The following is a 24306-nucleotide window of genomic DNA, read 5'->3' on the forward strand; positions in this document are numbered from 1 at the left end:
TCATCGATACCGCGCCTGGTTCCATTTATGGCCGAGCAGCGACAGGATGATGATCAGGCCGTTGAAGAACTGGACGTAGAAGCCGCTCAGGCCTGCCGCGACGACGCCAGTCTGGATGAAAGAGACCGTGACCGCGCCGATCGCGCCGCCGACGACGGTGCCGATTCCGCCCCAGGTCGGGGTGCCGCCGACGAACACCGATGCCAGCACCGGCAGGAGATAGCCGTCGCCGGCGGTCGGCCACCAGGTGAAGTTGATCATCACCGAGAACGTGCCGGCGATTGCCGCGCCGATGCCGACGAAGACGAACACTTTCACCCGCACGCGCTTGACGTCGATACCCATCTGCTGGGCGCTGTCGGGATTGTCGCCGACCACCTTGACCTGCGCGCCGAAGCGATGGCGGTTGTAGAGCAGCGCCGACAGTACGACGAAGCCGATGGCCCAGAAGATCTGCACCGGAATGCCGTAAAGCTGGCTGGAGAAGATCTTGTAGGCCCAGCTGTCGGCAAGGCCGGTCAGCGCCGTCGACCTGCCCTCGTTGATGATCTGGATCAGGCCGCGCAGCAGGAAGTTCATGCCGAGCGTCGCGATCAGCGACGACAGCCCGCCATAAACGACCAGGGAGCCGACCAGGAAGCCGAGCAGCATGCCGGTGACCATTGCGGCGGCGATGCCGAGGAACGGGTCGTAGCCGGCCTGCACGACCAGCGCAAACACCCAGGAGGCAAAGCCCATCGTCGCCGGAAACGACAGGTCGATCTCGCCGCAGGTGACGACGAAGACCAGCGGCACCACCACGAACAGCGCCACCGGCAGCGTGGTCAGTACGGAGCTGTAGAGATACCAGGTGGTGAACACGATCGGGTTGGCGATCATGAACACCGCCATCATGACGATGAACACGGCAAGCGTGCCGAGCGCGGCGCGGTTGTCGAGGATGAACCCGCGCAGCCAATTGTCAGACGGGTGTCTCCACTCTTTCCCGGCGGTTTCGCCATGCGTGCCGCCGAGGGGGCTCTGCAGATCGGGTTCCATGGTCTTGCTCATCGTGCCGCCCTCTCCGCATCGCCCGCGTCGTGCAACCCCGGCAATCCGCTGGGGTGGGCGACGTCTTCCATGAAATTGATCAGATCCTCGGCCGATTTGACCTCGCTGCGGTCGGCGGTGAGCGCGACCTTGCCGCGGTCCAGCACCACGAAGCGATCGGCGATATCGAAGACGTGGTGGATGTTGTGGCCGATGAACAGGATCGAGCGCCCGCTCGCCCGCACCTGGCGCACAAAGTGGAAGACCTTGGCGGTCTCGGTCAGCGATAGCGCGGTCGTCGGTTCGTCGAGGACTATCAACTCCGCCTTCTTATAGATGGCCCGCGCGATCGCCACGCCCTGGCGTTCGCCGCCCGAGAGCTGGCCGACGATCGACTGTGGCGTGAACACTTTCGAGGTGAAGCCGATCTCGCGCATCAGCCGGCTCGCCTCCGCGATCTCCTTGTTGACCTTTAGCCAGCCAAGCCAGCCGGTGAGCTCGCGGCCCATGAAGATATTGCGCACGATCGTCTGCTGCACGGCGAGCGCCCGGTCCTGGAACACGGTCTCGATGCCAGCGTCGCGCGAGCGCGCAGGGCTCCATCCGGTCACCGGCTTGCCGCGGACGAGAATCTCGCCGCTGGTCGGTTTGACCACGCCGGACAGGATCTTGATCAGCGTCGACTTGCCGGCGCCATTGTCGCCGATCAGGCCGACCACCTCGCCGCGATCGACGCTGAGATTGACCCCACCCAGCGCATAGACCTGGCCGTAGGACTTGCTGATGTCGCGCAGTTCGATGATGCGTTCGGCCATGGCGATCCTCGCTTGATTGTCGCGTGCCGGCCTTTTCGCCGGCGGTCCCGCCGGCCGGGCTCGATCCCGGCCGACGGCTTGGGAGGTCAGCGCAGCGCCTGCTTGGCGAGCTCGGCGACGATCTCGTAATTCTGCGGCGTGACGAAGCCGGCGCCGGTGTCGACATTCATCGGCGCAAGGCCGAGCACCACCTGCTGGCAGAGGCTGAGGATCGGCAGATAGCCTTGCAGGAACGGCTGCTGGTCGGCCGTCAGTTGCACCCAGCCGCCCTTGAAGCCCTCGACGATCTGCGGGCTGGTGTCGAAGCCGAAGTTGAAGATATCGCCGGGCTTCCTGCCCGCCGCCTGCATGTAAGTCGGGACGTTGCCCAGCATCTGTCCGCCGGGATAGCCAACCGCCTTGACATCGGGATTGTTGAGCAGTGCCGCGGTGATCACCGGAATGGCCAGATTGGGGTCGGAAGCCCATTCGCCGCTTGGCGGCGAGGAGAGCTGTATGACCTCGACGCCCGCTTCCTTGAGGGCAGCGACCGTGCCGCGCTCGCGCGCCCCGCGGCTCTCGTTCTCGAACGGGCCGATCATGATCGTCTTGTCGCCGGCCTTGAGCCCGGCCAGCTTGACCGCCTCGGCGCCGAGCGCGCGGCCCTGCTGCTCCTGCTGGGCGCCGACATAGCCGCCGCCGAACGCCGCCGTGACCTTCGGCACCGGCACGTTCTGGTACATCATCTTGATGCCGTCCTTGTGCGCCTGTTCGGCCAGCGGCATGATCGAAGCGTCGCCGGGGTGGCCCATCATGGCGATGCCTTGGGGCTTGACCGCGACAGCCTCGCGCAATTGCTGCACCATCTTCTCGACATCCCACTGGGAAAAGATGTAGTCGACCTTCGGTCCGAGATCGGCTGCCGCCTGCTTGGCGCCATTGTAGACGATGGTGCCGAAGGCATCGCCCTCGGCGCCGCCGACGAAGAAGCGGATATGGACATCCTTGCACCACTGGGCATCGAGCGCCTGCGCCGGCAAGGTCGAGAGTGCGGCGGCGAGCGCCATCGCGGCCGCCGCGACGGTCGAGCGCAGAACTGTCCTTCTCATCGTAATGCTCATGCACTTATCCTCCCTTTGTTCCCTCGCTAGCCGAGGGGTTTTGACGATCGCTTCGGCATTGCGCCGCAATCTTTCGCTGGCCGGCACCTCCCGCCGGCTTGTCCTGTTTTTATGCATGTCGTTATCGCAAAACCGCTGGGCACTTTTGCGCGACATGCATTAGCCTCACACCGGGTTCGGCAGATAGCTCGCGCCTCCCCGGCATTGTTGGAGATAATCCAGTGCCCGCGCCTGGCCGGTGATCTCAAGATCGCCGCGGTAGACCGGGTCGTGCCAGCCCTCGATGTCGATGGCGCCCTTGTAGCCGGCCAGCCGCAGCTCGCTGATCACCCGCGTCCAGTCGCTATCGCCGAAGCCAGGGGTGCGCATCTGCACGAACGGCAGGCGACCGAACACGCCATGTTCGCGGATCACGTCCCAGCGCACCGTCGCGTCCTTGCCGTGGACGTGGAAGATACGCGGCGCCCATTTGCGGATCTGCGGGATCGGATCGATCAGATAGACCAGCTGGTGGCAGGGCTCCCACTCCAGGCCGAGATTGTCGTCCGGCAATTCGTTGAACATCAGCTCCCAGGCGTCCGGATTGTGGGCGATGTTCCAGTCGCCGCTGGCCCAGTTGCCGTCCATGGCGCAGTTCTCGAAGGCGATGCGCACGCCCTTGTCGGCGGCCCGCTTTGCCAGCTTCCCCCAGACCTCGCGGAAGCGCGGCAGGCTGTCGGGCAGCGGCTTGCCGCGGATGCGGCCGGTAAAGCCGCTGACCACATTGGTGCCGAACAGATGCGCGTTGTCGATGATCGTTTCCCACGCCTGGAGCACGCCGCGATCGACTTCACCGCTCTCCAGCGGGTTGCCGAACACCCCGATCGACGAGACGACGACATCGGCATCGCCGATCGCCTCGCGGATCTCGCCTGCCAGCCGTGGAATGTCCTTGCCGCCCAGCGTCTGCCAGAAGAACGGCTGGATGCTCTCGAAGCCGAGCGGCAGAATCTGCCTGACATAGGCGGCCGGGTCGTCCAGATTGGCCCGCACCATTGTGCCGATCCTGATGTCGAGCAGCGGGTTTGGCATCATGATCCTTCCTGTTGAGCGATGGCGACCCGGCGCCCGGTTTCGGCGCTCTCGATCGCAGCGAAAACCATGGCCAGGCTCTTGATGTTGTCGGCGCCGCGCGTCTCCGGCTCGGTGCCGGTTTCGACGGCGCGGACGAAATCCTGGATGATGCCGAGATGGCCGCCGACGCGATCTGCCGGGTCGAGCGGCGGCACGGCTATCGGTTCGGTGCGGTCGAACAGGCCTTCACGGACCGGCCGCACGACTTCCGCCTTCAATCCGTCCGCGCCGTCCCAGACAATGCTGCCGCGCTCGGCGACGATCCGCCATGTACTGTCCCAGCTTGTACGGAAGCCGGCCGCGCACCAGCTGCCGGCATAGGTGAACAGCTTGCTGCCGCCGAGGTCGAAGCTTGCGGTTGCCGACGACCCTTGCCGATACCAGGAGTTGGCCGGCTCCCACTCCTGGCAATAGACGCCGGCCGGCTCGCCGGCGACCATGTAGCGGGCCGCATCGAATGTGTGGATCGCCATATCGAGCAGCAGCACATGGCGCATCTCTTCGCGAAAACCGCCGAAATGCGGCGCAACGAAGAAATCGGCGTGGATGCTGGTTGGCGCACCAATGGCGCCGGAATCGAGAAAGCGCCGGATGCGCCTGACATTGGCGACATAGCGGCGGTTCTGCACGACGGCATGGATGCGGCCGGCGCTGCGGGCCGCCTCGACAATGGCACGCGCATTGTCCGGGCTGTCGGCCAGCGGCTTTTCGGTCAAGAGATGGCAATGGTGGGCAAAGGCGGAAAGCGCGACCTCGCGGCGGGCGGCGGGAACCACGACGTCGAATACCGCGTCGGGCCTGGTCTGGTCGAGCACGGCGTCGAGCTCGGTTCCGATGACGGCGCCGGAAAGCTCGTATTCGCGCGCCCTTGCCCGCGCCCTTTCGGCGTCGATATCGACCAGGCCGACAATGGCGAGCCCGTCGATCTGCTTGGCCGCATCGAGCCAGGCTTTGCTCATCGCGCCGCAGCCGACCAGGACGACATTGATCATCCAGCACTCCTCCCTCTCGGCCCCTCCAGACCGATCGTCACGGCGTTCACGGCAGGGCCGCAAACGTTCTTCCGTAAACGTTTACGAGAACACACCCGATGGCGTAGAATGTCAATTGGCCGATAGCGAAAAACGTGATGCCGGCTTGGCCTGAAGAGCGGCCGGTGCTAGCCAAGCAAGGGGGAGAACTGTCCTTTGGCGTCCAGTATTCACGACCTTGCACGTCACCTGAATATTTCCATCGGCACGGTGTCGCGCGCGCTCAACGGCCGCGCCGACGTCAATGCCGACACGCGTCAGCGCGTGCTCGATGCGGCCAAGAAGCTGAACTATTCACCGAACCAGTCCGGCCGCAGCCTGCGGCGCGGCGCTACCCATTCGATCGCCTTCATGCTGCAGCCGCATCCGGGCGACCAGGAATATGGCGAGCCGTTCTTCATTCCGTTCCTGACCGGGTTGCAGGCCAAGCTCGCCGAAAGCGGCCTCGACCTGATCGTAGTGATGGGCGCGCCGGGCGACTATCAGCAGGAGCGCCTGCGCCGTGTCGTCGAGACGCGGCGGGCCGATGCGGTGGTGCTGGCCTGGACGCGGCGCGAGGACGAGCGCATCGACTATCTGACCCAGGCCGGTTTCCCGTTCGCAACGCTCGGCCGCAGCCGCTCCGGCGGCGATTCCTATCCCTCGCTCGACCTCGATTTCGAAAAAGCCGGGGCTGACGCGGTCGATCGTCTCGTCGCGCGCGGTCACCGCCGCATCGCCGCCATCCGCCCGTCGCTCGACCTCAATTTCGGCTATCTGTTCCTCGCCGGCTATCGCAAGGCGTTGCGGCGGCACGGCATCGAGTTCGACCCCGATCTGATCGCCGACGGCTTCATCAACGAGGCCGGCGGCTACGCCGTGACGCCGAAGGTCATGCGCTCCAAGGACCCGCCGACGGCCATCATCTTCAACAATGACGCGATGGCGCTTGGCGGCTGCAAGGCGCTGGCCGAGGCGGGCATCAAGCCCGGCCACGACGTCGCGGTGATCGTCATCGTCGACACGCCGCTTTGCCGCTATTTTTCGCCGGCGCTGACCGGCTTCCGACCGGCGCTGGAGCCGATGGGCGAGCGGTTGGCCGAAATGCTGCTGGCATCGATCCCGGCTTACGCCGGCGCCGAAGGCGCACGCATCATCCGTGAAGTCTGGCCGCTGGAACTGATCGCGCGCGACAGCGATTGAATCGCGGCGGTCACTGAGCAGGCTCAGATTGAACAAGACCCCCGCGCTCGCGCTCCGGCGTTGCGACCAGCGAGGCAGCGGCGGCATTGGCGGCGGCAAGTGCCGCCTCGACGGGCTCTCCACGCGCAAGCCACGCCGCAAAGGCGCCGACGAATTCATCACCGGCACCGTGGGTGCTGACCACCTCCACCGGCATCGCCGGCAAGGCGAATGCCTGGCCGTCGCGGTCGCAATAGGCAACGCCCTCGCCGCCGGCCGTGACGATTGCAGCCGGATAGAAACCGACGAGCATGCCGGCCGCCTTCGCAGCACCCTCGAGCGTGTCGACGACCGAAACGCCGGCCAGGAACTCCGCCTCGATGGCGTTGACGATGACGATGTCGGTCAGCGCGATCAGTTCGGCTGTCAGCTTTCGCGCCGGCGCCGCATTGAGAACGACGCGGCCGCCATACGCCTTCACCGCTCGCGCCGCGGCGATGTTGGCGGCTTCCGGTACCTCGTTTTGCAGCAGCAGAACCGCCGTTTGCGCGATCAGCTCGGCCGCCTCAGTAATGTCCTTTTCGCCGAGAGTGAGATTGCTGCCCGAGACGATCACCGCGCCATAGTCGCCGCTGTCGTCGAAAATCGCTACGCTCATGCCCGAGCCGGCGCCCGAAGCCACTCCCACGAAGCGCTGGTCGACGCCGTTGCGATCGAGATTGTCGAGAAGCGCGCGGCCGAAATCATCGTCGCCGACAGCTCCGATCATCGCCGCACGCACGCCGGCCCGCGCTGCCGACACCGCCTGGTTGCCGCCCTTGCCGCCGCATTTCGGATGCCAGGCATGGCCGGTGACCGTTTCGCCCTTGCGTGGGCGATCGGGGGCTTCGACCATGATATCGTAATGCAGGCTGCCGAATACGGTCACCAGCGGCGGAGGAGCCGTCATGTGCCCCAGACCTTCATGAGCCGCTTGCCTTTCATGAGTTCTTGTCTTTCCGTTTCGACGTCACCGCAGACATGGTGCGGCCGAGATTGCGCTCCGCCGCCTGGTAGTCGCGTTGCGCGACCGCGACGAACAGCGCGTCGAGAATGTTGAGCTGGGCAATGCGCGCCGCTGCGTTCTCACCCATCAACGGCGAGCCTTGGGCGGTCGAGCAAAGCACGATGTCGGCGACGGCTGCCAATGGCGAGTTGTCATAGTTGGTGATGGCCAGCGTGCGCGCGCCGCTTTTGCGCGCAAGTTGGGTGGCGTCGATAACAGCGCTCGTGTTGCCGGAATGCGAGAAGCCGACGGCGATGTCGTCGGCGCCGAGCAGCGAGGCGGACATTAGCATCATGTGCGAATCGTCGTAGACAGAGGTGCGGATGCCGATGCGCAGGAATTTGTGCGAAACGTCGCGTGCGATCTGCGCCGAGCCGCCGACGCCGTAGAAATCGCGATTCCTGGCGCGGTAAAGCAGATCGGCGGCACGGTCGAAATCGTCCATGTCGAGGATGGCGAGCGTCTCCTCCAGCGCCTGGATGGAGGTGCGGAACACCTTCTGCACGATCTCGGCCGAACTGTCGTCCACCGACAGCTCCTGATGCATCTCGGCGGTCGGCAGGCGGCTGTATTCATAGACCGCCGTGCGAAAGTCGCGATAGCCGGAAAAACCCAGCTTCTTGGCGATCTTGACCACCATCGCCTCCGAGACACCGGCCTCCTCGGCGATCTGCTTGAGCGGTATGGTCTCGTCGAAGCCGCGCCGTCCGAAGACCGTTTCAACCACCTTCGCCTCGAGCGGCGTCAGATGCGGCATCATCATGCGAATGCGCGGTCCTACTGCTTTCAGGTCCAGCCCGGTCAAGGTCATCCACGTCCCCTCGTCACGCGATCGATAAGCATCGCGGCGAGGATTATAAGGCCAGTTGCCAGGAGCTGATAGAAGGACTGCACGTTCATCAGCGTCAGGCCGTTGCGCATGCTGCCAAGAATGACGGCACCCAGGATGGTGCCGACGACGCTGCCCTTGCCGCCCATCAGCGAGGCGCCGCCGATCGCCGCCGCTGCTATGGCGTCGAGCTCCCAGAGATTGCCCAGAATGGGTTCGGCCGCACCCAGCCGGCCGATCAGGATCTGCGCTGCAAGCGCTGCCAGCAGGCCCGAGATCATATAGGCGGCGATCTTGGTGCGGGCGATCGGCACGCCGGCTATGTAGGCCGCCTCCTCATTGCCGCCGACGGCGAGCAGATATTCGCCGAACGGCGTCTTCTTGAGGATGATCCAGGCAATCAGCGCGACCACCGCCACGATGATGACCGCCAACGGCAATCCGAACAGCGAGCCGTTGAAGATGGCACGGAAGCCGGCAGGCAGGCCGAGCACCGGATTGCCGCCGGTATAGATCAGCGCCAGCGCCCGGTAGGTGCTGAGCGTTCCCAGCGTGACGATGAAGGGCTGCAGCCCGACATAGGCGACCAGCACGCCGTTGAGCAGTCCGCAGGCAAGGCCGATGGCGAAGCCAGCGGCGATGGCCAGCGGAAACGGCACACCGGCAACCAGCATCGAGGCCGAGATGACCGCCGAAAGGGCTGCCGTCGGCCCGACGGACAGGTCGATGCCGCCCGAGATGATGACCAGCGTCATGCCCAACGCCAGGCAGGCATTGATGCTCGATTGCTGCAGGATGTTGATCAGGTTACGCTCGGCAAAAAAGCCGGGGACCAGCGCCCCGAAGACGGCAAGGATCACCACCAGGCCGATCAGCGTGCCGGCGTCGCGCACGGAAAACCGGTGCAGGAAATCTGCCCTTGGGCGCGCTGCTGTGTGTTGGGTTATATCGGTCATCCGCTGGTCCTGTCCGTTATGCACCGGCCCGATGGCCTTGCGCCTTGCCGGCCTCAATCTCCGTTTGGGGTATGGCGTGCGCGGCGATCGCGTGTTCGCTGAGACTTGCGCGGCCCAGTTCGGCGGCGACCATGCCGTCGCGCATGACGAGCACGCGGTCGGCGAGCCGGATCACCTCAGGCAACTCGGACGAAACGACGATAACCGAATGGCCTTCGGCGGCGAGCTCCTCGATCAGGTGGTAGATCTCCGCCTTGGCGCCGACATCGATGCCGCGCGTCGGCTCGTCGAACAGAAGGATCCGCGTTCCCGCCGCCAGCCAGCGGCCGATGATCGCTTTCTGCTGGTTGCCGCCGCTGAACAGGCGGATCGGCCGATCGAGCAGGAACGGCCTGAGATTGACTCGCTTCATCTTCTCGGCTGCCACGCGCTTCAGCCGGCGATGGTCGATGAGGCCGCGCGGCGCGAACACGCCCATCGACGCCAGCGCCATGTTGCTGGAGATCGACCGCAACGGCACGATGCCTTCGCGCTTGCGCTCCTCGGGCACCAGGCCGATGCCGGCCGCGATCGCGTCGCGCGGACTGGAAAGTTTTATCGCCTTGCCGTCGATCTCCATTGTGCCTGATGAGGCCCGGTCGGCGCCGGCCAGCAGCCGCAGCAGCTCGGTGCGGCCGGACCCGACCAGGCCGGCAATGCCCAACACCTCGCCGCGATGCAGGTCGAACGAAACGTCACGGACCTTGGTTGCCGAGGCGAGGCCACGCACGCTCAGCCTGATCTCGGGGGAAGCATGCGAGCGGTGTTGTTCCTGGGCAAGCTCGCGGCCGACCATCATCGAAACGACGGCCTTTTCCGACACCTGCGCGAGATCGACGGTTTCGACCACAACGCCGTCGCGCATAACAGTGGCGCGCTCGCAGATGCCGAACACCTCGTCCAGCTTGTGCGAGACATAAACGACGGCGACACCGTCGCGTGCCAGACCGGCAATGACTTCCGCCAGCCGTTCGAACTCGCTCGGCGTGAGGCTCGACGTCGGCTCGTCCATCGCCACGATCCTGGCGCGGTCGAGCAGCGCCCGGGCGATCTCGACGATCTGCCGCTGCGCCACCTTCAGGCTGCCAAGCGGGGCTGCCGGATCGATGGTCGGGTCGATGGCGGCCAGGGCTTCCGCAGCGCGGCTTTCCTGCTCGCGCCGTGCGACGAAGACGCCGCCGCGCGTCAACGGATGGCCGAGAAACATGTTCTGGGCGACGCTGAGGCGTGGCACCTGCTGTAATTCCTGATGGATCATCGCCACGCCCGCGGCGCGTGCGGCGACCGGATTGTTCAGCGTCACCGGCTTGCCATCGATCAGCACGCTTCCCGCCGTCGGTCGGTAGACGCCTGACAGTATGCGCAGCAGCGTCGATTTGCCGGCGCCGTTTTCACCGAGCAGCCCATGGATTTCGCCGGCGCCGACCGAAAAGGACACATCGCTCAGCGCCCGCACGGCCGGAAACACCTTGGAAATGCCCTCGAATTGCAGCCGGGAGATGACTGACATTGCTTCGGTTCTCCAGGCAAGGTGCCGACCCAAGGCCGGCACCTGCCGGCCCTGCTCTACTGGCCCGCTGCCGCGTCCTCGAGCAGCGCCTTGCGCACGGCGTCGCCGGCGCCAGAGTAGCGGTCGGCATTGTCCTTGGTGATCAGCGCCTGCGGCGTGGCGACGACGCGCGGCAGCTTCTGCCCGGCCACCAGTCGCAGCGCCGATTCCAGCGCCACCTCGCCGGTCAGCACCGGGAACGAATCGACGGTGCCGGTCAGCTCGCCGGCGCGGATCGAGGCATAGGCGTCGGAGATGCCGTCGGTGCCGAAGACCGCAACCTTGTCCTGCAGCCCGGCAGCCTTGACCGCCTCGACGATGCCCAGCGCCATGCCGTCATTGTTGGCATAGAAGCCGATCAGATCGGGGTGCTGCTGCAGGATGTTGGTGGCCGCGTCGTAGGAGGTCTGACGATCCCAGTTGCCGGGGACGCTGGCCACGACCTCGAACTTGCCGGCTTCGGTGATGGTGGTCTTGAAGCCGTCGGTGCGCTGGACGGCGGCGTAGACGCCGGCCTGGCCTTCGACGATGGCGACCTTGCCGCCATCCGGCCGGTTCTTGATGAACCATTTGGCGACGCGCACGCCGTTGTCGCGCTGGACATTGCCGACATAGTGCTCAGCCTGCGGGATGACCGCGTCGTTGACGTTGACCACCGGCACATTGGCTGCCTTGGCCTGTTCCATGATCGGCTGCAGGTTGGAGTCGGTCTGCGGCGAAACGAGCAGCACGTTGTAGCCTTGCGTGACCAGGCCTTCGGCGATGGTGAGCTGGCCGAGCTGGTCGCCCTCGCTCTGCGCCGCCTGGTAGACCACGGGCACGCCGGTGCGGTCGCCGAACGACTTGTAGCCCTCTCCCAGCGAGCGCCAGTATTCGTTGGTCAGCGTCTTGGAGACCGCACCCGCCTTGGTGCCCTCGGGCAGCTTGGGGAAGGCCCCGAACTTGGCCTCGAGCTGCGACCAGTCGATGCGATCCTTCTCGGTGTCGGAATTGAGCGGCGCGAGGTCCGCGGAAAACGACGAGCCTATAGACAGCGCCATCAGGGCAGCGGTGGCGGTGGCAAGCAGAAATTTCATGGTCTTTCCTCCCTGGTTGAAAACGGTGATGGCGCCGGAGCTTCAGCTGTCCGGGCCGAGCATGGCTTCCTGGATAATGGCTTGCGACGCGATCGCGTCCTGACGGTCGACGGCGGCTAACATGCGGTTGTCCCCGTCCAGCCGATCGACGACGCGCAGCATGCGCTTGACAGTCGCGATGTTGACTTCGCATTCGTGGATCGGGTCGAGCCCGGTCATATCGGGAAACGTGTCGAAGTAGATGGCGCCGGCGTAGCCGTCGCGGCCGATCTGCCTGAGCAGCTCGATCGTCTGCAGCGTATGCACGGCACCGACCATCAAGCCGTCGTCGCGCTTGGCGTAGCCATCGTTGAGGTGCACGCCGAGCAGCTTGCTGTGGCGTGCCACGAGGGCGGCGGCGAAAGCCGGCTGCTCGTCGGCATAGAGCACATGGGCGAAATCGAGCGTCACGCCGAGATTGGGCAGGCCGATCTCGCGGATCGCCAGCAATGTCGTCGCCGCATCCGGCATCAGGCTGTAGGAGCGCGGCTCGTTGGGTTTGTATTCAAGGCTGATTTGGCAGCCCGGATCATGCGCCGCAACTTCACGAATGCCATCGATTTCGTGTTGCCAGAGCGCTGCGTAGTCCGCCTGGAAGGCATAGTCGAAGCCATCCTGCCCGAGCCACAAGGTCATCAGGCTGGCGCCGGCCTCGCGCGCGGCGTCGATCCCGGCCTTGGTCAGGTCGATGGCCTCGCGGCGAACGGAAGGATCCGGGTTGGTGAAGGCGCCGAGCTTGAAGGCCGGGTTGGAGTAGTAGCGCATGGCGAAACCATTGATGGAAAGCCCGATATCGCCGAGTTTGCGCGCTATTTCCGCAGGCTTTTCATCGACATGGTCGGGGAAGTTGAGGTCGAGATCGGTCAACTCCGCAACCTTCGCCGCACGTGCCGCCATTTGCAGCATGGACGGTTTGCCGACAAGATCGGGCCACTCGGCCTGTGGCCGCGAGGCAAAGGAATTGAGGCGGGTGGCGAAACGATAGGCTGTCATCGGGGACCTTTCATTGTCATAACTTTACATTAGAACTATTATTTGTAAAGTTGTTAATTGCTCGCTCGGCGACGACGAATTCGCCATACCCAGGCCAGTTGCGACCACGAGGGACAAGCAAGCCCGGCACTGTCACGCAAGTATCATGTTCGCGTCCTAGATCGCTTCTCCGAAGGCTTTCGCGGCATCCTCGATGCGACGCGGCGCTTTTTCGGGCCCCGGCAGCTTTGTCACAAAGAGGATTTCCATGAAAAACCTGCACCGAACCGCGTCCCTCGCCGTCGCGCTGGCGATGTTCACCGCCTTGACTCCGGCCTTGGCAGAAAATGCCGCGACCGTCGGCGGCGTCAGCTTCGTCAACAAAGGCTTGGTCGGTGTCGGCCGCATCCCGGCCAGCCAGAAGGACAAGTTCGGCGAGACGTTTGGCTCCGGCTCAGGGATGTCGATCGATGCTGCCGGCTGGACGCATGGCGCCGACGGCTACAAGGGCTCGTTGTGGCTGTTGCCGGATCGCGGCTACAATGTCGTCGGTACTACCGACTACCGGCCGCGCCTCAACACGATTGCCATCGAGTTCGCCCCGATCGCGCCGGGTGCAGTGCCAGCCGCCGGCCAGGAACAGTCGGGCCTCAGGGCGACGCTTGCCGACACCATGCTTTTGACCGACGACAAGGGCGCCGACGCAACCGGGCTCGATCCGCTCAACGGCGTGCGTGCCGCGACCGACGACATGCCGATCCTGCCCGAAGCCAACGGCAAGCTCGCGCTCGATAACGAAGCGATCGCACGGCTGCCCGACGGCACGATGTTCATCTCGGACGAATACGGTCCGAACATCTACCGCTTCTCCGCCGATGGGCGTCTGATGTCGGCAACGCAGCCGCCGGCGGCGCTTGTCCCGATGCGTCACGGGACGCCAAACTTTGCTTCCAACAATCCGGGACCTGGCGCGGCAGACCCCGATCCGAAGGATCCCGAAACCGGCCGTCAGAACAACCAGGGCCTCGAAGGCATGGCGCTGACGCCGGACGGCAAGTTCCTGATTGCCGTGCTGCAGTCGGCACCCAGACAAGATGGCGGCGATTCCGCCTCGACGCGCCAGAACACGCGCGCGCTGGTCTACGATGCCTCGGATCCCGGCCAGCTCAAGCTCGCGCATGAATATGTCGTGCCGCTGCCGGTGTTCACCGATGCCAAGGGCAAAACCAAGATCGCCGCGCAGAGTGAAATCGTGGCGCTGTCGGACAAGACCTTCCTGATGCTGGCGCGCGACAGCGGCAACGGCCAGGGGCTGAAGGGCGACACCTCGCTCCATCGCGAGATCAGCGTCGTCGATGTGTCGGCGGCAACCGATATCGCCGGCACAGAGTTCGACAAGGACAAGCCGCTGGCGCCCAAGGGTGAGCTCGATCCATCGGTGACGCCGGCCAAGCTGACGCCGTTCATCGACATCAACGACAAGAGCGAGCTCGGCCGCTTCGGGTTGCACAATGGCGCGCCCAACGACCGCAACAACCTTTCGGAGAAATGGGAGGCGATGTCGGTGGTGAGCGTCCTCGATCCGAAGCTGCCCGACGACTATTTCCTGTTCGTCGCCAATGACAATGACTTCCTCACGCAGGACGGCTTCCAGGTCGGCGCGGCCTACAAGGCCGAGGATGGCGCCGATGTCGACACCATGTTCCTGGTCTATCAGGTCACGCTCCCAGGCCTCGCCAAGAAGTAGCGGCACCCATACAGGCGGAGGCGCCGAGCGCGTCCGCCTGAGCTGGCGCGATTGAGCGGTCGTGCCCCTTCAGTTGCGGCTCGCCCGCGCAAGGACGGTGTCCTAAGCATCGCAAAACCTGCGACTGACGATCCAGTCGAAGGCACTTACCTCAACATCTCCGCGTCCCTTGGCACGCCTGCATCGATCGGCTCGGCCGTCCTGTTTGACACGGCGGCGATCTTCCCGGCGGCCGACAGGTTCGGGCGCACGAAGACCGGCACGACGCCATCGACGCGGCTGTAGAGGTCGATAATGTCCTGATTCATGAAGCGCACACAGCCGGAGGAAGCGTTCTTCCCAATGGAGTCCCACTCCGGCGTGCCGTGCAGCCTATACATCGTGTCCTTGCCGTCACGGAAGAGATACAGCGCGCGGGCACCAAGCGGGCTCTGCGGGCCGGGCGGCATGCCGTCCTTGTATTTCGCCAGTTCCGGCCGGCGTTGGATCATTTCCGGCGGCGGCGTCCAGACCGGCCACTTCTTCCTCGCCTGAACCACGGCGCTGCCGGTCCATCCGAAACCGGCCTTGCCGAGGCTGACGCCATAGCGAATTGCCTTGCCGCCGTCGCGCACCAGATAGAGGAAGTGCTCGGAAGTATCGACGACGATCGTGCCGGGTTTTTCTCCAGTCGGGTCGGCCACGATTTGACGCACGAATTTCGGATCGACCTTGGCTACCGGGATTGCCGGCAGTTGATAGCCCTCGTCGATGCGCGCGGCATACATGCTTGCGGCATCGCCGAGGGCCGGATCGCTTGGTGCCGCGGGCACCGGCGGCGCCGCCACGTCCGTCGTGGTGCACGACGAAAGAGCCACGGAGGCCGCGCCCAGAGCGGATGCACCAAGAAAGGCGCGCCGGTTCAGGCGCTCAAAAAACAACGGAATATCGGACATGAGCCCCCCGGCTTGCCCTGAGATCCAGGAAAATGCGGCCCCACGCGTGCGGGATCAATATACGATTCCGAAAGGTTTGAGAAATGCTTAGATCAAGGCACGCCAGGCGGAATTTACAGCGCCGCATCGACCTCTCTCGCTAAATCGGCAATCATTGCGGACTCAGACAAGCCTTCGCCGAGTTGCCTGCCATGGACGACAACATGCCCCCGCGCCGGCAGACCGGCGACCTCACCAGTGGGCCTATCCCGCGCACCCTTTTGCTGTTTGCCCTGCCGGTGCTCGGCTCCAATGTGCTGCAGTCGCTCAACGGCTCGATAAATGCCGTGTGGGTCGGCCGTTTCCTCGGTGAAGCGGCGCTGACCGCCACGTCCAATGCCAACCTCGTGCTGTTTCTCATCCTCGGCACCGTCTTCGGCATCGGCATGGCGGCGACCATCCTGGTCGCACAATCCGTCGGCGCTCGTGACCTGCCCGAAGCCCGGCGCATCGTCGGCACCAGCGCCACCTTCTTCTTCCTCGTCTCGGTGGTGTTCGCGGTCTGCGGCTGGATCTGGGTCGATGCGATCCTCGATGCGCTCGGCACGCCGGCCGATGCGTTGCCGCTGGCGCGCTCCTATCTGCGCATCATCTTCCTCGCCGTGCCGATGATGAACCTGCTGTCCTTCGTCATGACGGTGCTGCGCGGCGCCGGCGATTCGCGCACGCCTTTCCTGTTCATGGCGCTGGCCGTCGTGCTCGACGTCGTTTTGAACCCGTTGCTCATCCTCGGCATCGGCCCGTTCCCCGAACTCGGCATCGCCGGCTCGGCCGCGTCGACGCTGATCGGCCAGACGGTAAGCGTGGTTGCCATCCTGATCGTGCTTTATGCGCGCAAGCACCCGCTGCGGCTGGCCGGCGCCAATCTCGTTCTGCTGCGGCCGGACCCGGCGCTGCTGCGCATTGTCGTCTTCAAGGGCGTGCCGATGGGCCTGCAGATGATCGTCGTTTCGGCCGCGGCGCTGACGGTGATGGGCATGGTCAACTCGTACGGCTCGCAGGTCGCGGCTGCCTACGGCATAGCCGCACAGCTCTGGACCTATATCCAGATGCCGGCGCTCGCCATCGGCGCCGCGGTGTCGTCCATGGCGGCGCAAAATGTCGGCGCCAGGCGCTGGGACCGGATTGGACGCATCGCCGCCTCCGGCGTCGGCTTCAACCTTGTGCTCACCGGCATGCTCGTCGCGCTGCTGTTCGTATTCGATCGCGCGGTGCTCAGCCTCTTCCTTGGCAGCGACAGTGCAGCAATCGAGATCGCCACTCACATCAACAAGATCGCGTCGTGGTCCTTCATCCTGTTCGGCATCACCATCGTGCTCTTCGCCACCGTGCGTGCCACCGGCGCGGTGATGCCGCCGCTGATCATCCTGGTGATCTCGGTGCTGCTGGTGCGCACCAGCTTCGCCTATTTCTTCCGAAGCGTGATCGGCGAGGAAGCTCTGTGGTGGAGCTTTCCGGCTGGCTCTATAACCTCGCTCGTGCTGGCCGCGACCTATTACCGCTTCGGCCGCTGGCGCAGCCTGCACATGATCGAGAGCCGGCCGGCTGCCGGCGAACCGCCGGATACCGGCCTCGGCGTACCGCGCCAGCGCGCGCATCTTTCGCCCGAGACACCGAACGGCTGAAAGGTCGGCTCAGCGCGCGTATTTCGCGCCAAACCCGAGAGCGACCAGGGAAAAGACGACAATCATGCCGGCAAAGGCCAGGCTTGCCACGGTCGCACCTGCCACCGTCGACAGAACGCCGATGCCGATGACCGGCAGCGCCGCAAAAACAGCAGATGAAGAAGGCCGAGACGACTTCGGCGCGCCGGTCCGCCGGCGCGATCTCGTTCACCACTTGCAAGCCGCCGCGATAGCCGAGCGCTGCCGCCCCGCCGCACAAGGCGGTCCCGGCAATCATTATGGCCATCGAGGCGAAGACCTGCGCCGCAACGACCAGTGCGACGGTTGGGATCATCAGCGCAAGTGCCGCGAACATCGCGGCTCGGCTCGAAAGACGTGCCGTCGCTACAATGGTGGCGGCCGTCACGATTGCCAATTCAAAGAACAGAGCGCCGGCTTCGGCATGGTTGGTTACCTGCAGTTGCTGCGCCAAAATGCTCGGTGCGAGTGCTGCATAAAAGCCGACCAGCGCCATTGCGCCAAAGCCGGTCACCGCCGGCGCAACGAAACTTGCGCGGATGTCATCGGGCACGGAAAGCCGCGGTCGCATCGAAACGTCAGCCAGTTTCCCCGGCCGCGAAACGGTTTCCCGCGTGCGCCAGACCAGCAGGGTTACAGTCGCGAGCATCGCCAGGTAGACGACGAATGTCAGCCTGAGCGGCCAGGGCGCGTATTCGGCGAGCAACCCGGCCCCCAGCGCACCGAGGCCGAGGCCGAGAAAATTGGTGCTGGTGGCAATCGTCGCCGCCTGTGACTTGTCGTCGGTCGGGAGCAATTCGGCGAGCCAGGCGGTGCCGGTGCCCGCGCCAACGCCGATTCCCAGTCCGCTCAGAATTCGGGCGATATCGAGCCAGGCGACATTTTCGGCGAAGAGGAAAACCACCGCGCTGACGACGGCCACCGCCATCCCGGCCAATGCCATTGGACGGCGCCCGATGACATCGGACACACGCCCTAACATCAGAAGCGCTGCCAGATTGCCGATGACATAGACGGCGTAGACCAGCGTCAAAGTGATCTGCGAGAAGCCGAAGAGCTGCTTGTAGATGATGTAAAGCGGCGTCAGCGCCGTGCTGCCGGCGAAAAGAGCCGCAATCATGGCGGCCACGGCGGCCGCTGCAGCGCGGCCGCCGAGTTCGTGATCGCGCGTCATGACTTGAGCGTGAGCTGTCATTTTTTCGACCTTTTGCTGTTCGGGATCTGACATCCTAACGCCTTTTTCGCGTCAGCCGTTCCCCCTCCCCGGCTTGCTCCTGACAAGTTTGGCAGCTTTGCCGATGGCGCTGAGCGAGATCCTCTTTTAACTTCAGCGGATTGTCAGGGGAGATTCATGGGCAAGGGACGAGTCGAGGCATTCACCGATGGCGTGGTCGCCATCATCATCACCATCATGGTGCTGGAATTGAAGGTGCCGCATGGCGAGGATTTTTCCGCGCTGGCACCACTCTGGCCGATCTTCCTCAGCTATGTGCTGTCCTTCATCAATGTCGGCATCTACTGGAACAATTTGCACAACATGTTCCATACCGTGCAGCGGGTCGACGGCCGCGTGCTGTGGGCGAACCTCAACCTGCTGTTCTGGCTATCGCTGATGCCGGCGACGACAGCCTTCATGGGTGAGAACCATTTCGCGCCGGTGCCGGTTGCCGTCTATGGCGTCGACCTGGCGCTCTGCGCCATCGGCTTTAACATCCTCACCATGGCCCTGCATCGACTGCACGGCAATGAGACTCTCTTCGCCAGGGCGTTGGGCAATGACCTCAAGGGAAAGATCTCGCTGGTCCTCTATCTTTCCGCCATCGCGCTGACCTTCGTCAATCACTGGATCGGTGTCTCGATCTATGTCCTGGTGGCGATGATCTGGTTCGTGCCGGACAGGCGCTTCGAGCGGCTGATCGAGAAATAGGCCCCCTCTAGCCTCGCATTGCTTTCAGCTTTTCCGCTACCGAAGCGGCAAGGTCGGCGTAGCGCTCCTCCAGCCGCTCGGCCGCCTTGATCACTGAAAAATCATGGCCGAATTTTTCCAGCGCCATGCGCAGCTTTTCGACGAATTCGGCCTGTTTTTCGAGCGCCGAAAACAGCGTCATAACTTGCGCTTCGCTGATGTCGGGATTGGCGAGCATTTGTGGCACCTCGCGGCTCATCTGGTCGCCGGTGGCGGTCTGTTCTTTCAGGATCTCGATCCAGTCGGTCAATCGTCAGGTCTCCTTTTCGATATCAGCATGCGCAGCGCCCGCCGATGCGGTCAACCCGAAGATGCCGGCACCGGCTTGCGCGAGCCTCTTTCCGCGCTAAGTTCGCCGCGGCCAGAACAGGAGAAAATCATGACCACCGACGCCGAGATCCAGACCGCCCTGCCCGCACTTGCCTCCGGCAATGTCGCCGTCATCACCGGCGCGGCCAGCGGCATCGGCCTTGCCGCGGCCAAACGGCTGGCGGCGATGGGCATGAACATCGTGTTGGTCGATATTGGCGGCGCACGCCTCGATGAGGCCCGGCGCGCCGTCGCCGCCATCGCCGGCGACAGCGCCGTGATTGCCATTGCCACCGACGTTTCGAAAGCCGACGAACTCGACCGCCTCGCCGAAAGGACATCCGGCACTTTCGGCGACGTGTCGCTGCTGATGAACAATGCCGGCGTCGGCAACAACCCCGGCAAGCCCTGGGAGAACCATGACGCCTGGAAGCGACTGCTGGACATCAATTTCTGGGGTGTCGTGCATGGCGTAGAGGCGTTCGCGCCACGCATGCTGGCGGCGGGAAAGCCCGGCCTGATCGTCAACACCGGCTCCAAGCAAGGCATTACCACGCCGCCCGGCAACCTCGCCTACAACGTCTCCAAGGCTGGCGTGAAGACCTATACCGAGGGCCTTGCACACGCGCTGCGCAACGAGCCGGGCGCCAGTGTCGCGGCGCATCTGCTTATCCCCGGGTTCACTTTTACCGGCCTGACCGAAGGTGCGACCGAAAAGCCGGCCGGCGCCTGGACCGGCGAGCAGGTCATCGACTTCATGCTGGCCTCGCTACTACGTGGCGATTTCTACATCCTGTGCCCCGACAACGAGGCGACCCGGTCCATGGACGAAAAGCGCATGGCCTGGGCGATTGGCGACCTCATCGAGAACCGCCCTGCCCTGTCGCGCTGGCACCCGGACTACAAAGATGCTTTCGCGGCATTCATGACACGCACCGCATGATCCCGAACCGAAGATCACCGTAGCAAAGAATCGGATCCGATCTTCGCAGGTATGCGCCGGACCTTTATATCACGCCGCCGCGTGCTTCTTCGTGTTCCGCTTCTTCGCCATGGCTTTCTCGGCTGCCAACTCGGCAAGCTTCTGATCATGCCGCTTCGCTGCCTGTTCGCATTTCTTGCGGATCTCTTCGACCTCGGTCTCAGTCAGGTGTTCGATACCGATGAAGGTGTTCTGGGCTGTGCTGACCCGGATCAATTCGTCGAGCTTCGCCTGGATCGCAGCGCCATCGCGGTTCTGGGTGTTCTGGATGAGAAACACCATCAGGAAGGTGACGACCGTCGTGCCGGTGTTGATGACGAGCTGCCAGGTGTCCGAAAAGCCGAACATCGGCCCGCTTGCCGCCCAGACGACGATGATCAGGAAACAGACGGCAAACGTCGGCGGCAGGCCGGCAAAATGGGCGACGTTGTTGGCGATCCTGGTGAAAAGCTTCTCAATCATTCAAACTCCCTCAACAGCCGGGCGACGAACCCGGACGGAAGCCGAGTTCATTGTGTCTGCAGAAACAGTTGGCAGCCGCTCCTGGTTCCCTCGTGGCGGAAGGTCGCGGGTACATTGTTGGAGGAGCAGATCGCGCAGGCCGTCGGACCGCTTGCAGATACGCCCGAGTCAGGCGGCGCCGTTTTCCCAGCGGTCGAGGAAAGCCTCGATGGGCAAGGCCTGCATGTCGGGGACTGCCCTGGCCAGTTTCTCGAGCGGCCAGTCCCACCAGGCAAGACGTTCGATCCGGGCCGCAGTTCCCGCGCTGAAGCGCTGCCGCAATGGCCTGGCCGGAACGCCGGCGACGATTGCATAGGCCGGCAGGTCTCGCGTCACCACCGCATTGGCACCGACGATCGCGCCGTTGCCGATCACTATGCCAGGCATGATCACGGCGCCATGGCCGATCCAGACATCATGGCCGATGCTGACGGCTCTCGCCCGCCGCCGGTCGCGGAATGCCTGATCGACACCCAGCCAGCGGAAGTACTCGTTGGGCCGATAGCTGATTTTGTGCTGCGTCAGCCGCTCGACCGGATGCTCCAGCGCATTGATGCGGCTGTTGGCGGCGATCGAGCAGAATTTGCCGATCGTCGTATAGATCGCCTCGGCGTGGCGCTCGAAGTAGGAGAAGTCGCCGACCGTCACCTCGCGCAGGATGACCCGCTCGCCGATCGACGCGTGGCGTCCAAGCTTGCACGCCTTCAGCTCCGCCGTCGGATGGATGCGCGGCTCGGGATCTTTCAGGACAAGGTGTTCGGGACGGTCCATGCGCGCGCTTTACGCCCGCGCGGATAGTCTCGCAAGCCGAGTGCAGCGCCGCGCATCCGTTTGGACGCGCCGAGGACCCTGTAGCACCTTAAGTCTCTATTTCGGCTTGCCGCTGGTCCACACCACGTTCTGGCCGTAGAGCGGCACGGTCGTGACCGACATTTTTGCCGAGCCGTCCTGCACCTGGCGTGAATGCGACAGGTAGATCAGGGTCTCGTTGGCCTTGTCGTAGATGCGGTTCACCACCTGCTTCTTCCAGATCAGGCTGATGCCTTGCTTGAACACCTCCTCGCCGGCCTCGCTCATGTCGATGTCGCCAATGGTGATCGGCCCGGTCTGGCGGCAGGAGATCGAAGAATCGGACGGGTCCTCGAACCAGTTGCCTTTCTGCAGGCGGTCGATCACGCCACGGTCGAAATAGGAGACGTGGCAGGTCACGCCCTCGACCTTCGGATCCTTGATCGCCTCGACGATGATATCGTTGCCGAGCCAATCGACGCCGACCTTGCCGATTTCCTCGGCGGCGGCCGCGCCGGCGCCAATGACAAGGCATGCGGCTAACGCGCCGCCAATCAGTTTTCGCAAAGAGGCCTCCTGCGGTTCGAATTTTGCCGACCTCAGGTGGGACGAACGGCAGCGCTTTGCAAGCAGATCGCCTCCCACAGGATTGCCGGTTGCGGCAACGCGACATCTTTGCGTCGGCGCGACCGAACCGCTAAGAGTGTTCGCCAAAGCCAGGGTCTTCACGGCGCCAACCCGGCGCCCGATGGAATAACGACGGACTTTCACTGATGATGCGTTCAATTCTGGTCGGTATTCTCGTCCTGATGGCCGCCGGAATCGGCTGGCTCACCTTCGACTGGTACCGCGGACATTATGGCGGCGAGCCGTTCGGAGCACCGTTCACGCTGGTCGACCAGAAGGGCGCGCCGGTCACCGAAGCCGCGTTTCGCGGCCACCCCAGCGTCGTCTTCTTCGGCTTCACGCACTGTCCGGAAGTCTGCCCGACCACGCTTTTCGAGTTGGCCGGCTGGCTGAAGACGATGGGCGACGACGGCAAGAACCTGCGTGCCTATTTCGTTACGGTCGACCCGGAGCGCGATACGCCCGAAATCATGAACACCTATGTCAGCAATTTCTCCGATCGCATCCTCGGCATATCAGGCGATCCCGACAAGGTCCACGCCATGGCCAAGTCCTTCGGCATCTACTGGAAGAAAGTCGACACGAGCGACGGCGACTACACGATGGACCACACTGCTTCGGTGCTGCTGCTCAACGCCAAGGGCGATTTCGCCGGCACCATTGCTTATGGCGAAAGCCCGGATGCCGCCATCGCCAAGCTCAAACGGCTGGCGGCGGAAGGTTGACATATCCGGTAATGACGCAGACGCGTTTGTATTTCACCGCGGGCAAGATCGAGGCTGATCGCATCTTCGCGGCGCTCGGTGCGGCATTCGACGATGAGGGCCTGCCGATTGCGGTGCTCGAGGTCGACGAGGACCGCGACATCCACGAAGTATCGCTCTATGCCGACGACGACGTCGATGCGGTCGAGGCGCGGCTTAGGGACATCCTTGCCGGACTGTCGCTGTCGAAACCGATAGCGCGCGAAGCGCTGCCCGACATCGACTGGGTGGCGCGCTCGCTGGAGGGATTGAAGCCGGTGCGGGCCGGGCGCTTCTTCGTCCATGGCGCGCATGACCGCAGGAAGCGCCACAGCGGCGAGCTCGCCATCGAGATCGAGGCCGGCCTTGCCTTCGGTACCGGCCATCACGGCACCACCGCCGGCTGCCTCGAAATGCTGGAGCAGGTCATACAGCGCGAGCATCCGCGCAACGCGCTCGACCTTGGCACCGGCAGCGCGGTGCTCGCCATCGCAGCGGCCAGGCTCGCGCATATACCGGTGCTGGCGACCGACATCGACCCGGTCGCCGTCAAGGTGGCCGCCGCCAATGCGCGGCTGAACCAGGTCAAGGGGCTCATTGAAACGGTGGCGGCGCCCGGTTTTCATCATCCGATCTTTGCCGCGCGTGCGCCCTTCGACCTGATCGTCGCCAACATATTGGCGCGGCCGCTGATGCGTCTGGCGCCGCAAATGGCCGGACATATCGCGCTCGGTGGCTCGATCGTTTTGTCGGGCATCCTCGAGCGCCAGCGCGATGCGGTAATCGCGGCCTATGTCGGCCAGAAATTCCGGCACGTCCGCACCTTGCACCGCGGGGGCTGGGTGACGATTCACCTCAAGCGCTGAGGCGCAGCGCCTTCAACGCAAGCCGGAATCAACTCGGACCTAGCGCGAGTTCGCCGCTTTCTTCAGCTGTTCGCGATCGTAGCCGTGAGCTTTCAGCGTTTCGTCGTCAAAGCCAAGCAGAACGCCGCTCACATACCGGCTCGCTTCGCGCTGGCGAGCTTCGATCAGCGCTTTCACAGCGTTTCTGAAAAATCCGCGTCTAGGTGAAATCGTGGACATGACGGTCTCCTTTGCAGGGCAATAGGACTCTTTCCTCCACGTGAAGAAGGTAAGCCTTGCTGACGCTTTTTGAAATCGCCGATTCTGCATGGCCTCCATGCGCAAAGAGACACGCAGCAACCGGGAATGATCGTTCCGAAAATCGATTCCGATTTTCGAGGTCATGCGCTACGGTCGCGCCAGCAT

General features: G+C 64.0%; 24 protein-coding genes and 1 pseudogene. 7 read left to right on the forward strand and 18 right to left on the reverse strand.

Translation table 11 applies throughout. The annotated features are described in order from the left end of the window. The 5 genes from NKI54_RS17170 to NKI54_RS17190 all read right to left on the reverse strand — a co-directional run bounded on the left by NKI54_RS17170 (position 1) and on the right by NKI54_RS17190 (position 5049). Positions 1 to 1050 carry an ABC transporter permease gene (locus NKI54_RS17170; RefSeq protein WP_352692014.1) on the reverse strand — a complete coding sequence of 350 codons (1050 nt, stop codon included), beginning with the start codon at positions 1048 to 1050 and terminating at the stop codon, positions 1 to 3. Beyond that, positions 1047 to 1844, reverse strand: a complete 798-nt coding sequence (locus NKI54_RS17175; protein WP_352692016.1) for an ATP-binding cassette domain-containing protein — start codon at positions 1842 to 1844, stop codon at positions 1047 to 1049. The genes NKI54_RS17170 and NKI54_RS17175 overlap by 4 nt, the downstream gene beginning before the upstream one ends. Before the next feature lie 86 nt (positions 1845 to 1930). Next, complete coding sequence (locus tag NKI54_RS17180) at positions 1931 to 2944, reverse strand: substrate-binding domain-containing protein (protein ID WP_352692018.1); 1014 nt, start codon at positions 2942 to 2944, stop codon at positions 1931 to 1933. 165 nt (positions 2945 to 3109) lie between these two features. Beyond that, the gene (locus NKI54_RS17185) at positions 3110 to 4015 is read right to left on the reverse strand and encodes a sugar phosphate isomerase/epimerase family protein (RefSeq protein WP_502896976.1); all 906 of its coding nucleotides are present in this window, start codon (positions 4013 to 4015) and stop codon (positions 3110 to 3112) included. Beyond that, positions 4015 to 5049: a Gfo/Idh/MocA family protein gene (locus NKI54_RS17190; protein WP_352692020.1), complete on the reverse strand. Its 1035-nt coding sequence runs from the start codon at positions 5047 to 5049 to the stop codon at positions 4015 to 4017. Before NKI54_RS17190 ends, NKI54_RS17185 begins: the two co-directional genes overlap by 1 nt. Positions 5050 to 5244: 195 nt before the next feature. Here NKI54_RS17190 and NKI54_RS17195 point away from each other — a divergent pair, with 195 nt between their 5' ends. Beyond that, the gene (locus NKI54_RS17195) at positions 5245 to 6270 is read left to right on the forward strand and encodes a LacI family DNA-binding transcriptional regulator (protein WP_352692022.1); all 1026 of its coding nucleotides are present in this window, start codon (positions 5245 to 5247) and stop codon (positions 6268 to 6270) included. A 10-nt stretch (positions 6271 to 6280) separates the two neighbouring features. Here the strand turns inward: NKI54_RS17195 and NKI54_RS17200 are convergent, their stop codons facing one another. Genes NKI54_RS17200 through NKI54_RS17225 form a run of 6 tightly spaced genes read right to left on the reverse strand, consistent with a single transcriptional unit; the run spans position 6281 to position 12775 of the window. Continuing rightward, the gene (locus NKI54_RS17200) at positions 6281 to 7198 is read right to left on the reverse strand and encodes a ribokinase (RefSeq protein ID WP_352692024.1); all 918 of its coding nucleotides are present in this window, start codon (positions 7196 to 7198) and stop codon (positions 6281 to 6283) included. Between the two features lie 31 nt (positions 7199 to 7229). Beyond that, positions 7230 to 8105, reverse strand: coding sequence for a MurR/RpiR family transcriptional regulator (locus NKI54_RS17205; protein ID WP_352692026.1), 876 nt, complete (start codon positions 8103 to 8105; stop codon positions 7230 to 7232). Continuing rightward, positions 8102 to 9079 carry an ABC transporter permease gene (locus tag NKI54_RS17210; RefSeq protein WP_352456543.1) on the reverse strand — a complete coding sequence of 326 codons (978 nt, stop codon included), beginning with the start codon at positions 9077 to 9079 and terminating at the stop codon, positions 8102 to 8104. Before NKI54_RS17210 ends, NKI54_RS17205 begins: the two co-directional genes overlap by 4 nt. A gap of 16 nt (positions 9080 to 9095) precedes the next feature. Then, positions 9096 to 10628: a sugar ABC transporter ATP-binding protein gene (locus tag NKI54_RS17215; protein WP_352636635.1), complete on the reverse strand. Its 1533-nt coding sequence runs from the start codon at positions 10626 to 10628 to the stop codon at positions 9096 to 9098. A gap of 56 nt (positions 10629 to 10684) precedes the next feature. Further along, positions 10685 to 11743 carry a sugar ABC transporter substrate-binding protein gene (locus NKI54_RS17220; RefSeq protein ID WP_352636634.1) on the reverse strand — a complete coding sequence of 353 codons (1059 nt, stop codon included), beginning with the start codon at positions 11741 to 11743 and terminating at the stop codon, positions 10685 to 10687. A gap of 42 nt (positions 11744 to 11785) precedes the next feature. Next, a complete protein-coding gene (locus NKI54_RS17225; RefSeq protein ID WP_352636633.1) occupies positions 11786 to 12775 on the reverse strand; it encodes a TIM barrel protein in 990 nt (329 codons plus the stop codon). Positions 12776 to 13022: 247 nt separating this feature from the next. On the opposite strand from NKI54_RS17225, the gene NKI54_RS17230 reads away from it, so the two are divergent. Further along, positions 13023 to 14501, forward strand: coding sequence for an esterase-like activity of phytase family protein (locus NKI54_RS17230; protein ID WP_352636632.1), 1479 nt, complete (start codon positions 13023 to 13025; stop codon positions 14499 to 14501). A 146-nt stretch (positions 14502 to 14647) separates the two neighbouring features. Here NKI54_RS17230 and NKI54_RS17235 read toward each other — a convergent pair whose 3' ends face one another. Then, positions 14648 to 15436 carry a L,D-transpeptidase gene (locus NKI54_RS17235; RefSeq protein WP_023676737.1) on the reverse strand — a complete coding sequence of 263 codons (789 nt, stop codon included), beginning with the start codon at positions 15434 to 15436 and terminating at the stop codon, positions 14648 to 14650. 191 nt (positions 15437 to 15627) lie between these two features. Here NKI54_RS17235 and NKI54_RS17240 point away from each other — a divergent pair, with 191 nt between their 5' ends. Next, complete coding sequence (locus NKI54_RS17240) at positions 15628 to 17100, forward strand: MATE family efflux transporter (protein WP_352636631.1); 1473 nt, start codon at positions 15628 to 15630, stop codon at positions 17098 to 17100. A gap of 196 nt (positions 17101 to 17296) precedes the next feature. Here NKI54_RS17240 and NKI54_RS17245 read toward each other — a convergent pair. Continuing rightward, positions 17297 to 18346: pseudogene (locus NKI54_RS17245) on the reverse strand (MFS transporter); the annotation flags it as partial. Between the two features lie 123 nt (positions 18347 to 18469). Between NKI54_RS17245 and NKI54_RS17250 the strand changes: the two are divergent. Further along, the gene (locus tag NKI54_RS17250) at positions 18470 to 19045 is read left to right on the forward strand and encodes a TMEM175 family protein (RefSeq protein WP_023676740.1); all 576 of its coding nucleotides are present in this window, start codon (positions 18470 to 18472) and stop codon (positions 19043 to 19045) included. Between the two features lie 7 nt (positions 19046 to 19052). Here NKI54_RS17250 and NKI54_RS17255 read toward each other — a convergent pair whose 3' ends face one another. Then, the gene (locus tag NKI54_RS17255) at positions 19053 to 19334 is read right to left on the reverse strand and encodes a hypothetical protein (protein ID WP_023676741.1); all 282 of its coding nucleotides are present in this window, start codon (positions 19332 to 19334) and stop codon (positions 19053 to 19055) included. A gap of 129 nt (positions 19335 to 19463) precedes the next feature. Between NKI54_RS17255 and NKI54_RS17260 the strand changes: the two genes are divergently transcribed. After that, positions 19464 to 20336, forward strand: coding sequence for an SDR family NAD(P)-dependent oxidoreductase (locus NKI54_RS17260; protein WP_352636630.1), 873 nt, complete (start codon positions 19464 to 19466; stop codon positions 20334 to 20336). 69 nt (positions 20337 to 20405) lie between these two features. On the opposite strand, the gene NKI54_RS17265 is transcribed toward NKI54_RS17260, so the two are convergent. The 3 genes from NKI54_RS17265 to NKI54_RS17275 form a co-directional block, all read right to left on the reverse strand. Continuing rightward, on the reverse strand, positions 20406 to 20837 hold the full coding sequence (locus NKI54_RS17265) for a low affinity iron permease family protein (RefSeq protein WP_031211766.1): 432 nt from the start codon (positions 20835 to 20837) through the stop codon (positions 20406 to 20408). A 168-nt stretch (positions 20838 to 21005) separates the two neighbouring features. Further along, the gene (locus NKI54_RS17270) at positions 21006 to 21647 is read right to left on the reverse strand and encodes a DapH/DapD/GlmU-related protein (RefSeq protein ID WP_352589494.1); all 642 of its coding nucleotides are present in this window, start codon (positions 21645 to 21647) and stop codon (positions 21006 to 21008) included. A gap of 96 nt (positions 21648 to 21743) precedes the next feature. Further along, positions 21744 to 22232, reverse strand: a complete 489-nt coding sequence (locus NKI54_RS17275) for a CreA family protein (RefSeq protein WP_352636629.1) — start codon at positions 22230 to 22232, stop codon at positions 21744 to 21746. 206 nt (positions 22233 to 22438) lie between these two features. On the opposite strand from NKI54_RS17275, the gene NKI54_RS17280 reads away from it, so the two are divergent. Beyond that, a complete protein-coding gene (locus tag NKI54_RS17280) occupies positions 22439 to 23017 on the forward strand; it encodes an SCO family protein (protein ID WP_352570473.1) in 579 nt (192 codons plus the stop codon). Between the two features lie 11 nt (positions 23018 to 23028). Continuing rightward, entirely contained in the window at positions 23029 to 23901 is an 873-nt protein-coding gene (locus NKI54_RS17285; protein ID WP_352570474.1) for a 50S ribosomal protein L11 methyltransferase, read from the forward strand. 39 nt (positions 23902 to 23940) lie between these two features. Here NKI54_RS17285 and NKI54_RS17290 read toward each other — a convergent pair whose 3' ends face one another. Further along, positions 23941 to 24285, reverse strand: a complete 345-nt coding sequence (locus tag NKI54_RS17290; RefSeq protein WP_352589485.1) for a hypothetical protein — start codon at positions 24283 to 24285, stop codon at positions 23941 to 23943. Between the last annotated feature and the right edge of the window lie 21 nt (positions 24286 to 24306).

This window comes from Mesorhizobium sp. M0663, assembly GCF_040320585.1.
Lineage (GTDB): Bacteria > Pseudomonadota > Alphaproteobacteria > Rhizobiales > Rhizobiaceae > Mesorhizobium.